The organism is Agrobacterium sp. 5Ca50 (assembly GCF_055381905.1).
This window is the reverse complement of sequence record NZ_AP026439.1, coordinates 57,438-70,970: the sequence shown is the minus strand read 5'-3', so window position 1 is coordinate 70,970 and position 13,533 is coordinate 57,438. Positions and strand designations below refer to the sequence as shown.

General features: G+C 57.5%; 13 protein-coding genes. All 13 read left to right on the top strand.

All coding sequences use genetic code 11. The features are described 5' to 3' along the window. Positions 1-92: 92 nt before the first annotated feature. The 13 genes from ACZ5FM_RS18030 (at position 93) to ACZ5FM_RS17970 (ending at position 13,516) form a co-directional block, all read left to right on the top strand. On the top strand, positions 93-515 hold the full coding sequence (locus ACZ5FM_RS18030) for a cupin domain-containing protein (RefSeq protein ID WP_192488974.1): 423 nt from the start codon (positions 93-95) through the stop codon (positions 513-515). A gap of 3 nt (positions 516-518) precedes the next feature. Beyond that, entirely contained in the window at positions 519-1,304 is a 786-nt protein-coding gene (locus ACZ5FM_RS18025; protein ID WP_464040817.1) for a cysteine hydrolase family protein, read from the top strand. Continuing rightward, complete coding sequence (hpxZ, locus tag ACZ5FM_RS18020) at positions 1,301-1,720, top strand: oxalurate catabolism protein HpxZ (RefSeq protein WP_210323932.1); 420 nt, start codon at positions 1,301-1,303, stop codon at positions 1,718-1,720. Before ACZ5FM_RS18025 ends, hpxZ begins: the two co-directional genes overlap by 4 nt. 16 nt (positions 1,721-1,736) lie before the next feature. Further along, entirely contained in the window at positions 1,737-3,128 is a 1,392-nt protein-coding gene (locus ACZ5FM_RS18015; RefSeq protein WP_275642116.1) for an FAD-binding oxidoreductase, read from the top strand. Positions 3,129-3,159: 31 nt separating this feature from the next. Then, entirely contained in the window at positions 3,160-4,155 is a 996-nt protein-coding gene (locus tag ACZ5FM_RS18010; protein ID WP_275642117.1) for an ABC transporter substrate-binding protein, read from the top strand. Between the two features lie 69 nt (positions 4,156-4,224). Beyond that, a complete protein-coding gene (locus ACZ5FM_RS18005; protein ID WP_259147254.1) occupies positions 4,225-5,049 on the top strand; it encodes a creatininase family protein in 825 nt (274 codons plus the stop codon). A gap of 4 nt (positions 5,050-5,053) precedes the next feature. Next, on the top strand, positions 5,054-6,448 hold the full coding sequence (locus tag ACZ5FM_RS18000) for an FAD-binding oxidoreductase (protein ID WP_275642118.1): 1,395 nt from the start codon (positions 5,054-5,056) through the stop codon (positions 6,446-6,448). Further along, positions 6,445-8,139: a CocE/NonD family hydrolase gene (locus ACZ5FM_RS17995; RefSeq protein ID WP_259147248.1), complete on the top strand. Its 1,695-nt coding sequence runs from the start codon at positions 6,445-6,447 to the stop codon at positions 8,137-8,139. Before ACZ5FM_RS18000 ends, ACZ5FM_RS17995 begins: the two co-directional genes overlap by 4 nt. Then, positions 8,136-8,969, top strand: coding sequence for an ABC transporter permease (locus ACZ5FM_RS17990; protein WP_259147245.1), 834 nt, complete (start codon positions 8,136-8,138; stop codon positions 8,967-8,969). The genes ACZ5FM_RS17995 and ACZ5FM_RS17990 overlap by 4 nt, the downstream gene beginning before the upstream one ends. Before the next feature lie 2 nt (positions 8,970-8,971). Further along, positions 8,972-9,772, top strand: a complete 801-nt coding sequence (locus tag ACZ5FM_RS17985; RefSeq protein ID WP_259147410.1) for an ABC transporter ATP-binding protein — start codon at positions 8,972-8,974, stop codon at positions 9,770-9,772. 5 nt (positions 9,773-9,777) lie between these two features. Beyond that, positions 9,778-10,737, top strand: coding sequence for a PDR/VanB family oxidoreductase (locus tag ACZ5FM_RS17980; RefSeq protein ID WP_464040816.1), 960 nt, complete (start codon positions 9,778-9,780; stop codon positions 10,735-10,737). Between the two features lie 14 nt (positions 10,738-10,751). Further along, on the top strand, positions 10,752-11,918 hold the full coding sequence (locus ACZ5FM_RS17975) for an amidase (RefSeq protein WP_464040815.1): 1,167 nt from the start codon (positions 10,752-10,754) through the stop codon (positions 11,916-11,918). Positions 11,919-11,935: 17 nt separating this feature from the next. Then, positions 11,936-13,516, top strand: coding sequence for a gamma-glutamyltransferase family protein (locus ACZ5FM_RS17970; RefSeq protein ID WP_464040814.1), 1,581 nt, complete (start codon positions 11,936-11,938; stop codon positions 13,514-13,516). Positions 13,517-13,533: the final 17 nt, after the last annotated feature.

The window sequence follows — 13,533 nt, the reverse complement described above, 5'->3', positions numbered from 1 at the left end:
CGCTTTTAATTCATTTTATCCTTGCTAACAATGTCTATGCGCCTGAAAAAACGCCACGCCTACAAACTAGGCAAATACCATAGGAAGCGAATATGAAAACCTTTTCTTTTGAAAATGCGACAAGTGCCGAGGCGTTCCAGATCTCGCCGACGGATACCAACTACTTCGCCATCCTGTTCGACCCGAAATCCGCACCAACCGACAACATCTTCGTCGTCGAAATCTTCAATGTCGGTGGCGCAACGCCTCCCAACAGCCACTCAGATGCGCATGAATTTTTCTACGTGCTGCACGGTGAAGGCACCGCCGCAAGCGACGGCGACGAAATGCCGATCAAAAAAGGTGATGCATTGTTGCTCAACCCCGGCAGCGTCCACATTGTCAAAAACACAGGCACATCAAAGCTTTACACACTGACCGTGATGACGCCGAACCAGGATTTTTCCGAACTTATCCGCAGCGGCCAGCGCATCAGCCTCGACGAAGAAGACCTTCGCGTTCTGCAGGGGCTTTGATCAATGGACACTATGGCAACCCAGGCGCACCTCAATCCCCTCGGCCCATCAGCCCGCAACGAATGGCGGGTTTCAGCTGACACGGTCAACATGATCCGTGTACCGGTCAGCGCACGTCCAGTCTCGGTACAGGACCGTAACCGCACCATCACATTCGACGCGGCCCGCACCGCGGTCATCGTCATCGATATGCAGAACGACTTCTGCCATCCCGACGGCTGGCTTGCCCATATTGGCGTAGACGTTACCCCTGCACGCGCGCCGATTGAGCCGTTAAAAGCGCTTTTACCAGTGCTGCGCAAATCCGACGTCCCCGTGATCTGGGTGAACTGGGGCAACAGGGCGGACCGCGCCAACCTTTCGCCCGGCGTGCTGCATGTCTACAATTCGGACGGCGTCAGCATCGGCATCGGCGACAAGTTGCCATCACGCAACGCGGAGGTTCTTCAGGTCGGAAGCTGGGCTGCACAGGTCGTTGATGAACTGGCTATCGAGCCGGATGATATCTGTGTCGACAAATACAGCATGTCCGGTTTTCATGACACGGTTCTGGAAAGCATCCTGCGCAATCTCGGCGTTACAACCTTGCTGTTTGCTGGCGTGAATGCGGACCAATGTGTTCTGTGCACACTACAGGACGGAAACTTCCGGGGTTTCGACTGCATCATGCTGGAAGATTGTTCGGCCACGACATCACCGACCTTCTGCATGGATGCTACCCTCTACAATGTGCGCCAGTGCTTCGGTTTTGTCTGCGGTTCCAACGAAATTCGGGAGCAGCTGGCATGACGACGAACACCACTCCGTCAAGCGCAGCCGTATTGCCGGTCAATTTGCCCGACGTCATCGCCGAAGTCACCATTTTGTGTGACGCCTATGAGGTGGCATTGATGGCGAATGATCTGGACACGCTTGACGCGCTTTTCTGGTCTGCCAGCGAAACGCTACGCTACGGCATTGCCGAAAATCTCTACGGCATAGAAGAAATCCGCGCCTACCGTGTCGGGCGTACTGGCGGCTCGCCGCAACGGGACGTCCTTCGCCGCGTCATCACGACCCACGGAACCGATGTCGCGACCTGTAATCTCGAATTTATCAGGCCAGCAACCGGAACCCGAGGGCGCCAGAGCCAGACCTGGATACGTACCGTCGACGGCTGGAAAATTGCCGCCGCTCACGTCTCACTCATCAACGCCGACCGTTAAGCCGCAGGAGGCCGGAATGTCTGATATTCATGCCTTCATTTCAGATCTTGGCGATATTCCCGCAACAACAGATCCACGCACCATCCGGACAAAAAGCCGCGATCACTATTCGCTTAGCCCGCTCTTGCAAAAGACACTGGCGGGATTGCAGGCGGAACTGGTGGTGTCGCCCCGCACCAAGGATGAGGTTCTGACTGTTGCCAAAGCCGCCCACAAACACCGCATATCACTGACACCACGTGGTGCGGGAACTGCAAATTATGGTCAGAGTGTTCCCCTTCGTGGCGGTGCCATGCTGGACCTTTCCGGGCTGAGCGGCATCGTATCCATTCGCGATGGTGCGGTGCGGGCACGTGCGGGAACAAAGATCGAGGATATCGAGGCCGCAGTTCAGGAAACGGGACAGGAACTGCGTTTCTTCCCGACCACCAGACGACAGGCAACGATTGGCGGTTTCATCGCAGGCGGCACGGGCGGTGTGGGTTCTATCACCTGGGGCGTTCTGCGTGACCGGGGCAACATCATCGCACTGGAAGCCTGTTCCGTAGAAGCGGAGCCGCAACTGGTGGAACTACGCGGCAAGGAGACCCGTCTTCTGCAGCATGGCTACGGCACCAACGGCATCATTACCGAAGTCGAATTTGCGCTGGCACCGGCCCGCAAATGGGTTGAGATCCTGGTCGGTTTCAACGACTACCCGACAGCCATACGTCACGCACTGGCAATCGGTTACGAGACCGGGCTCGTCAAAAAACTGGCCTCGGCTTACGAGTGGCCAATCGGTCAGTGGCTTACCCCTTTCGCACCCTTTGTGCCGCAAGGACAGTCCGTGGTCATGGCAATGATCGATGCCTCCTCGATGGAGCTTTACCACGAGATGGTCAGCGAGGCTGGTGGCACGATACTGACCGAGGCACCTGAAGCCCAAGGCCCCTATGGCAGGCCAATGCATGAATTTGCCTTTGGTCACACAACGCTTCAAGTCCAGAAAACCGTGCCGACGGTCACAGAGGTTGAGGGATTTTTCCGCTCAAGCGACCTCGAGGGTCAGGTTTTGCGGGTTTATGAGCGCATCCGTCACACCGGCCCCCTGCGGCTGGAGGTTCGCCGCTGGGAAGGCGATCTCGTTTGCTCCGGCTCAACCTTCATCACGTTCGAAAAGGAAGAAGAGGTCGACGATGTCGTGCGGATGATGCGCGAAGAGGGAATTCGCGTCGCCAATCCCCATGCCTCAAACGTGCGTGGCGTCGGGAAAAAGGAAATCGGCCCGGCCGACATCGCCTTCAAGAAACGCATGGATCCCGAAGGCCTGCTCAATCCGGGCCGTTTCGAGATTGATGAAACCAAGGATGCCGTCATCGATAAATTTTTGAAAACCGATGGCTGGCTGGAAGCCAAAACCGCCTGATCGCATACCCCAAAACAACAATGAGGGAACAATGGAAATGAAGATAGGCAATTACCTGAAATCCTCCATCGCGGCCCTGGCCGTGTTTGCAGGCCTCGCCGCTCCGGCAGCCGCCAACGAACCAGTCACCTTTCAGCTAAGCTGGAAAGCCCAGCCGGAATTTGCAGGTTTCTATGAAGCTCTTGAGAAAGGCTATTATGCCGCCTGCGGCATCGACATGACATTGCGCGAAGGGGCACCTGGTATCGATCCAACCCAGCTTCTGACAACAGGCGCGGTCGATGTGGCGCTGCTGCCGCAGAATGATGGCGTTTTGCGCATGAATTCTGTCGGCTTCCCGGCCAAGGCCGTGATGGCCTCAATGCAGAAGTTCCTGACGGTGATGTTGTATCATGATGAATCCGGCATCAAGAAGCCTGAAGACATCAAGGACAAACCTGTCTTGATTTCGCAGAGCAACCGCACGACTTTCTGGCCATTCCTGAAATCCAAATATGGCTACACCGACGATCAGCTGCGCACTTACACTGGCCAGATAGCAACCTGGATGTCGGACAAAACCTCCATCCAGCAGGGTGTCGTGACGCAGGAACCGTTCCGCATCAAGGCTGAGACCGGCAAGCTGCCATCCTACTTCCTGCTGTCGGACATGGGTTACAACCCCTACACCGTGATCGTCGTGGTCTCGCAGAAGATGATCGATGAGAAGCCTGAGGTCGTGCAGTGCCTGGTTGACGGCTCTCGCAAGGGCTGGGTCGATTTTCTGAAAGACCCGTCGGTCGCTTTTGCTGCCATCAACAAGCTCAATCCCCAGATCACCAAAGAGCTGATGGATTACAGCCACGAGATGATGACGGCCAATAACCTGGTCGAGAACGACGACACCGCCAAACACGGTATTGGCTGGATCTCAGCCGAGCGATGGAAGTCTCACTATGAGATGCTGGTCGCTAACGGCCTGTTTGCTGCGGACTTCGACTACGCGAGTGCCTTTACGACACAGTTTCTCGAAAAGCCGATGAACTAACAACGACGTCGAGGGCGGGCGCTTGCCGCCCCTCTCACAACACTTCGCATAATAACCGGGAATATGAGTATGAAACTGAAATCGCATTGGTGGTGGGATCTGACGGCGCGTGACTTTGCAACGCTGGACATGAGCAAGATCGTGGCCGTTCTACCGGTTGGCGCCGTCGAACAACACGGACCGCATCTACCTGTCCGAGTGGACGCCGCCATAAACAATGGCATCATGGAACATGCGGTCGCCAAGATGGCACCCGATTTTCCAGCCCTTATCCTGCCAACCATGAGTGTTGGCAAATCCAACGAACATTCTGCCTTCCCCGGAACATTGACACTGTCTGCCGAAACGCTCGGCCGTCTCTGGTACGAAGTCTGCGAAAGCGCCTACCGCGCTGGTGTGCGCAAAGTGCTGTTCGTCAATTCGCATGGTGGCCAGCCGCAGGTCATGGAAATCGTCTGCCGCCAATTGCGGGTCAATCTCGGCATGTTCGCCGTTTCATCGCAGTGGTCGCGCTTCACCGACCTGAGCGACCTTTTCGATGGCGAAGAACGCAAACACGGCATTCATGCCGGCGAAGTCGAAACCAGCGTCCTGCGTTACCTGCACCCGGAACTCGTCGACATGCAGTATGCCGAGGATTTCGTACCGCTCTCCAAGCAGCTCGAAAAAGAATACGACATGCTGATGACCGAAGGCGGTGCAGTCGGTTTCGGCTGGCAGTCGCAGGATATTCACCCATCCGGCGCTTGCGGCAATGCCGCCGCAGCCGACGCGGAGCGCGGCCGCATCACCGTCGAGCGGGCGTCTGACCGACTGATCAAGCTGATCGGCGAAATTGCCCACTACCCACTCGATCGCATCACATCCGAGACAATGTACACGAAGGGGAAATGAGCCAATGACCTCATACCCGCTGACCGAGTTCGCCGCCGCCATTGAGGGTGTCGAATTGACGATGGACCCGCGCCGCATTCGCGTCAAAAGCCGTGACCGCTACGCCGTCAGCCCGCTGCTGCGCACCATGCTGGAAGGCAAGCAGGCCGATGTAGTCGTCACGCCGAAAACCATTGAGGAGTTGAAGCGGGTCGTCTCGGCAGCGGTCCGTTATCGCATCCCCATCACCGAACGAGGTGGCGGGTCTGCCAATTACGGCCAGAGCGTGCCGCTGCGGGGCGGCATCCTGCTCGACATGAGCGTCTATGCCGGCATGGTCGAGCTAGCTCCCGGCATGGCCCGCGCTAAGGCAGGCACACTGGTCATCGACATTGACAAGGCAGCCCGCGAGATCGGCTGGGAGTTGCGCGTCCACCCGACAACAGCTCGCATTGCTACCATCGCCGGCCACATCGCTGGCGGTACCGGCGGGCCGGGTTCGGTCGTCTACGGCATCCTGCGTGATCGCGGCAATATTGCCGGCGCGCAGGTGCTGACAATGGAGGAAGAACCACGCTTGATCGAACTGCGTGGGCCAGACGCGCAGCTCATTCACCATACCTATGGCGCAACCGGCATCATCACCGAAGTCGAGATGCCACTTGCTCCGGCATGGCCTTGGATCGAAGCAATTGTTGCTTTCCCGGAATACATGCAGGCGGTGCGTTTTGGCGTGACGCTTGCCAATGAAGCGGGCATCAACCGCAAGGTCGTTTCGGTTCAGGAATGGCCAACACCAAAGCTGATCCGGCAATTTGCCGATATCGTGCCCGAAGGTCATTCGATCTGCTCGACCATGATCGCAAAAGACAATTGGGAGGATTTCGAGGCCTGTGTCGCCTCCTTCGGTGGCACCATCGTTTCGTCCGCGCCAGAAGGCAAAGGTCCCTATGGCGGGCCGATCTGGGAATTCGTGTTCGGCCACGCGCTGTTCCAGATTCAAAAGACCGAGCCCGGCCGTTCCGTCGTCGAAGGCTTCTTCCGCGATGCCGATCTGGTGGGACTTGTGCAGCGGGTGCACGACAAGGTCAGCCATTATGGCCCGATGCGCATGGAAATCCTGCGCGTTGGTGGTCAGGTGGTTGGCTCCGGCTCGCCCTATTTCGTTTACGAAAGCCCGGAACAGATGGCCACCATGGTGCGGCTGATGCAGGAGGCCGGAGCCGTGGTCTCCAACTCACATACCTCCAATGTGCGCGCCGTCGGCAAAAAGGAAATCACCGAACGCGAGATCGCCTTCAAACGTCAGGTCGATCCTTACAATCTGCTCAATCCAGGCCGCTTCGAAATCGACGACAAGGCCGATGAAAAATTCGCCATCGAACTTCCAACAGACAAATGGGATCGGCGTCAGGCATGAACGACATTTCAAACACCAAAGACCTCACTGGCAGGCTTGCCGTTTTGCCTCCGGAAACGCAGTCGATGCATTTGAGTGACGGCATAAGGCTTGATGCAGATATCTACCGTCCGGTTGGCCCCGGCCCTTACCCGGTGCTTCTTCAGCGGCAAGCCTATGGCCGTCGCATCGCATGCACCATCTGTTACGCGCATCCGGCCTGGTATGCGTCGCATGGTTATATCGTTGTGGTCCAGGACATCCGTGGTCGCGGCACGTCGGAAGGTGTGTTCCGTCCCGGCGAAAACGATATCGAGGATGGTGCGCAAGCGGTTGAATGGGCTGCAGCACTGGAAGGATCGACCGGCGATGTCGGGATGTATGGTTTTTCCTATCAGTCCTACAACCAGCTCCTTGCCGCCGCTGGCAACAGCCCGTCGCTAAAGGCCATCGCACCGGCCATGGGTCCATGGGATGCAGGTTCCACCTGGGCCTATGAAAACGGCGCGCTGCGGATGAAACAGATGGTCGGCTGGGGCATTCAGATCACCGCCGAAGCGGCACGCCGTGCCGGTGACGACGAAGCCTACGCGGCACTGATGGCTGTATCCGCCAACCTACCGGTTAACGGTCCAATTGCCGCAAAGCCCGAAATTCTGGCAAAATACCGCGATTACTCTCATGTCATGGACTGGCTTGAAACACCTGCGGACTCCGATTTTTGGGCCAAAATTTCCCCTTCAACCCATGCCGAAAAAATCAAGGCCCGCAAACTCCCCGTGCTGGTCATTGGCGGTTGGTTTGACACACATCTGGCCAGCACGATCAAAGCGTGGAAAGAGCTTTCGCACGGCGATGACGGCATATCACGGTTGATCATCGGCCCCTGGGTCCATTTCCCTTGGGTCAGCAAGGTCGGCACTGTCGACTTCGGGCCTGCGGCGGAGCGAGACACCGACATGGAGCATATCCGATTCTTCGATCAGGCTCTCAAACATAAGCCAACTACCGAAATCACCAGCAAGCCAATCTCATTCTTCGACATGGGCACAAAATCCTGGCGCGACCTGGAAAGCTGGCCTGAGGATGAGCAGACCTTCTACCTTGGCAGCACCGGACGTGCGGCGATCCGCGCCGATGACGGCACGTTGAGCGAACAGCAAGGTCTATTGGATGCCAGCGATTACATCGTACACGATCCTTGGCGCCCAGCTCCTGTAAGCGGTGGCTGTTACGGCGTACCGGCCGGCCCTGTCGACCGCCGCATCACTGACGAGCGCGGTGATGTTCTGACATTCACGACCGCGCCGTTGCAATCCAGCCTGACCTTGGCCGGAGAACCGGTGATCGAGATATCCGCGACCTCAGATTGCCCGAGTTTCGATCTGTCCTGCGTTCTCTCCGCAGTCACAAAGGACGGTAGGGTCCTGCAGATTTCGAGCGGTTATGCACATTATAGAGACGCTGGCGAGGGAACCTACACCCTGCCTCTGACAACAACGTGTTCGACCATTCTGGCGGGTGAACAGTTGCGACTATCCATTGCAGCCTCCGATTACCCCGCCCATCCGGTCAATCCCGGCACCGGTGAAGACCCGGTATCCACCCCAAAAACAAAGGCGGTGGTTACGACGATTTGCGTGTCACATGGCCCGTCGCATAGCTCAACCCTGCGTCTGCCCATCGCCAAACTTTCGGGAGTGCCGTCTTGACCGATCTTGCTGTGAGCTCTTCCAATCCAACCCCGGTCAAATGGCGCAGGGCGGCGGCCGAGACTGCTGCTCCAGCTCTCGGCGGTGTTATTTTCCTCATTGCATGGGAAGCACTGGTAACCCATTTTCAGGTGTCGCGTTTTATCCTGCCACCACCGTCGGCAATTATCGTCAAGATGGTCGATGAGTTCCCCTCGCTGTTGAGCGCTCTTGGGTTCACTGCATCGATCACCGTCTGCGCCTTTGTCGCCGCACTCGTATCCGGCGTAACCCTGGGCGTGCTTCTGACCCAGAACAAGCAGGTGGAACGTATCCTGTGGCCCTATGCCGTTGCCCTGCAGGTGACCCCCATGGTGGCGATTGCTCCGCTCGTGGTAATCTGGGTTGGCCTGAACCGGGTATGGCTTGGACTGATGATCCTTGCCTGGATCGTGGCTTTCTTTCCCATGCTGTCCAACACCGCAGTCGGCATGAAATCTGCCGATCACGGCCTGCGCAACGTCTTCAGCCTCTACAAGGCAACCCGCTGGCAGCGTTTTCGCTACCTGCAACTGCCATCCGCACTTCCCTTCATACTGGCAGGGGCGCGGATATCCTCCGGTCTTTCAGTCATTGGTGCCGTGGTTGCCGAATTTGTTGCTGGCGCTGGTAATGCCACAGGCCTTGCCTGGACCATCGTTGAAAGCGGCGCGATGCTGGATGTCGCCCGCATGTTCGCGGCACTTTTCATGCTCTCCGCCTTTGGTCTGACTATCTGGTTCATCATGGCCAAGGTGCAACATGCTTTGCTCAGCCGGTGGCATGAGAGCGAACTGGTGCAGGAGGGTTGATGATGAACGCAGGAAACACCGCTATGCTCGACATTGCCTCGACACAGGTAAAACCAATCGTGCGCCTCAGCGGCGTCGACAAGATTTATGGCAATGGCACGGTTGCTCTTCGCGACCTTAACTTGAAAGTTCAGCCCGGCGAATTCGTCAGCCTTCTCGGCCCAAGCGGCTGTGGCAAGTCTACCGCACTGCGCATTGTTGCCGACCTTGGCCAGCACACCGCAGGGCGTGTCGACCGACCGGGAGACGACGTAACCGACGCACGCGGGGAAATCGGTTTCGTTTTTCAGGAGCCGCACCTCATGCCTTGGGCAACGGTTTTCGACAATATTTTTCTGCCGCTGAAACTGGCGGGAAAATCGAAAAACGCCGCCCGTGATGACGTGCTGTCCGTCATTGAAATGGTTGGCCTGCAAAACTTCGCGAATGCCTATCCGCGCGAGCTGTCCGGCGGCATGAAAATGCGTGTTTCCATCGCCCGCGCATTGGTCACAAAACCAAAACTGCTGCTGATGGATGAGCCCTTTGCAGCGCTGGATGAAATTACCCGCAACCGCCTGTCCAACGACCTGTTGCGCATCTGGGCATCTACCTCGTCCACAGTGATGTTCGTCACCCACAGTGTTTATGAAAGCGTGTTTCTCTCAAGCCGCATCGTGGTCATGGCAGCCCGCCCCGGCCGTATCATTGGCGAAATCCCCATCGAGCGGGCTTATCCACGCGATGCCGAATACCGCCTTTCCCCTGAATATGCTGGTTACTGCCGCGACGTATCCGCGCTGCTCAACAAGGCGATGGAGTAAGGCCGATGCAGGTTTCGATGCGTGACATCGTCATTACCGCCATCGATGATGAGGCAGACGGCATTCGCTCCTACAGACTGGAAAGTACCGATGGTGAGCCTTTCGCAGCTTCTCCGGCAGGGGCACATATCGATATCCACCTGCCCGACGGTCTGGTGCGGCAATATTCGCTTTGCAATGATCCGGCGGAAACCAACTTCTACCGGATTGCCATCAAGCGTGAACCTCAGTCACGGGGTGGTTCACAATGGTTTCATGAGGCCGCGCACATCGGCGCCAAGTTGAAGATGGGTGCTTCGCGAAGCCTTCTCTCCGTATCAAGCAAAGCCGAGCGGCATATTCTGTTGGCAGGCGGTATCGGCATTACACCGCTTTACAGCATGGCCATGCATTTCCTCTCCGCCAGCAAACCATTTGAACTGCATTACTTCGCGCGTTCGAAAGAACAGGCCGCCTTTTTCGAAGTGCTTTCATCCGGCGCCTTCGCAGACCATGTCCATTTTCATTTTGGTCTGGAGACCGCGGCACTAGCACCGGTTCTGGATGGAATTTTCGCGCAAAGAGGCAGCGGTAGCCATCTTTATATGTGCGGCCCCGGCCCTTTCATGGATCACGTACGCACGCAGGCATCACGCCTCTGGGCCGAGACGGAAATCCATGAGGAACGGTTTTCCGGAGCGGCGGCTCCAGAGAATGCGGATAGTTTTCGTGTGGTTCTTGCGCGTAGCGGAACCACAATCGATGTGCCGACCAATCGCAGCATACTCGACGTGTTGATGGCCAATGGCCACGACATCGAACACTCCTGCGAACAGGGCTTTTGCGGAAGCTGCATGACGGCCCTGCTTGAAGGCGAGGCCGAACATCGCGACACATTTCTCACCCCGGAGGAGATCGCATCCGGCCAGTGGATCATGCCTTGTGTGTCCCGCGCCAAAACCGCCCAACTAACCCTCGATCTGTAATTTAGGACTGCCCCATGCCCGATTTCTGCGACGCCTTTATCCAATGGTTTGATCACCCGCTTCAAGCGAGCCCGGCAATCAACGACCAGCCGCTCTCCGGCTTGAGCGTCGCTGCGAAGGACAATTTCGACATTAGGGGCCTGATCACAGGGGCTGGAAACCCGGAATTTGCGGAGGATCAGAAACCAGCAGCGGTGAATGCGGGCGTTGTCGACACGCTACTGAAAAACGGCGCCTCCATCATCGGCAAAACGCATATGGACGAACTTGCCTACAGCCTGATGGGTTTGAACGCACGTTACGGCGTGCCGTTGAATACGGCAGCACCATCGCGCGTACCAGGCGGCTCCTCCTCCGGTTCAGCGTCTGCGGTGGCCGCTGACCTTGCCGACATTGGATTAGGAACAGACACCGGTGGATCCGTTCGGCTTCCCGCCTCCTTTTGCGGCCTTTATGGCTGGCGCTCTACCCATGGGCTGATTTCATCCGAGGGCATGGTGCCGCTGGCCGCGAGTTATGACGTATCGGGTTTCTTCACGCGGGATCGCAATCTGATGGAACGGATCATCTCGGTCTTTTGCGGGACATCACCCGACGCTACAGACATTCGTTATTGGGCACCCGAAGACCTTTGGGCTTTACCGATGGATGAAACCCGTCAACATATCCGCTCTGCCCTCCCCGACTTCGACTACAAGCTTGATACGATCCTGCCTGACGGTGGAGCGGAAGCTTCCTTAAGCGCATTTCGTCTCCATCAGGGATACGAGATCTGGCAGCATTTCGGGGACTGGATTACCCGGCGCCAACCTGCCTTTGGCCCCGGCATCAAAGAACGTTTCGCCATGGCGAGTAAAATCACCGAAGCCGAATTCGAGGAGGCCAGCGCCTACCGCGAGCGACTTCGTGCCCGGCTGGATGCACTTCTGCCGGAAGGGACAATCCTGCTCTATCCCACGGCGCCCGGCCCTGCACCTTTGCTGACAACACCGCAGTCAGAACTTGAGCCCTATCGCAATCGAGCGCTGAGCCTGATGTCGGTCGCCGGTCATGCGGGTCTACCGCAACTCAGCATTCCCTTCGGAACGGTGGATGGCGCACCCGTTGGACTTTCCCTGGTCGGTAGACCGGGCAGCGACCTGCTGCTCATCAAAGCCGCCGCCTCGTTTCAATCCTTCTGACGCGTCAGGACATCAGCATGCTGCAAACCGCGCTCGCCTTTAACGGCACTTTCACCGCACCGCACCGCGAAGCTGCCTATGCCGGACGCCGTATTCTCGATGAAGGTGGAACCGCCATGGAAGCCATGGTTGCCGCAGCCGCGATGATCGCCGTTGTCTATCCGCACATGAACGGTATCGGCGGGGATGGCTTCTGGCTAATCCACAGACCGGGCAAACCACTTACTGGCATTTCCGCCTGTGGACAGGCAGCCGGTCTTGCGACAGTTGACTGGTACCGTGACCGTGGTCATGTCGCCGCCATTCCTACGCGCAACGGCGAAGCCGCACTGACCGTCCCCGGCACCATCGGCGGATGGGACATGGCGCTTTCGATGGTTGATGACGCAAAGCGCTTTTCTGTCTCCGAACTTGTTTCAGCTGCCGTCGCGAAAGCACGCGACGGAATTGCCGTCACCGCCAACCAGTCAATCTGCACATCAGACAAATTACACGAACTTGCCGGTGTTGCGGGTTTTGCCGAAACCTATCTGATCGATGGAAAAATACCTCCAGCTGGCGCGCGTCTGCGACAGTCACGACTGGCCGATACGCTGGAAGAGCTCGGGCGCAACGGCCTGCGCTCCTATTATGACGGCGATCTCGCTCAAAGCCATGCAGCCTTTCTTGAGCGCAACGGCAGTCCGTTGCGGGTTGAGGATTTCAGGCACTATGCACCGCGTGAAGTTACACCGCTCAGCGTCACGACGCGTGAGGGCACGCTCCACAACATGGTCGCGCCTACCCAGGGTGTCGCCTCGCTGATGATCCTCGGTCTCTTTGATCGGCTGCAGGTCGAAACTGGCGAAGGTTACGACCACATTCACGGGCTGATCGAGGCAACAAAACAGGCCTTCATCAAACGCAATCGTGACCTTGGTGATCCGGCCACAATGACTGCCGACGCCCAGACATGGCTTGAGGCTAAAGCGCTCGATAATCTCGCCGCCAGGATCGACATGAACCGGGCACTGCAATGGCCGTACAAACCAGCAGAGGGCGATACGATCTGGATGGGGGCTGCCGACCGATACGGCAATGTCGTCAGTTTTATCCAGAGTGTCTATTGGGAGTTCGGCTCCGGACTTACCTGCCCCGAGACCGGTGTGTTTTTCCAGAACCGTGGCGCCGGTTTTTCGCTTGCCGAAGGTCCTAACCAGCTGGAGCCCGGCAAACGGCCGTTCCATACGCTCAATCCGGCCCTCGCGAAGCTCGCCGACGGCCGCGTGATGGCCTATGGCACCATGGGCGGTGAGGGCCAACCGCAGACGCAAGCTGCAATTTTTACCCGCCATGCCCGTTTTGGCATGCCGCTTCAGGAAGCAATCACCGCACCGCGCTGGCTGCTCGGCCGCACATGGGGCGCCAGCAGCACCAATTTGAAACTGGAAAGCCGCTTTGATACGGCACTTGTCGAAAAGCTCAAAACGGCGGGACACGACATTGAGATGATCGCGCCGTTTTCCGATCTTTGCGGCCATGCCGGAGCCGTTGTCCTGCATCCTAACGGGCTTTGCGAAGCTGCTACCGATCCAAGATCTGATGGTGCGGCTCTCTAATGGCATGACCCTTGCAT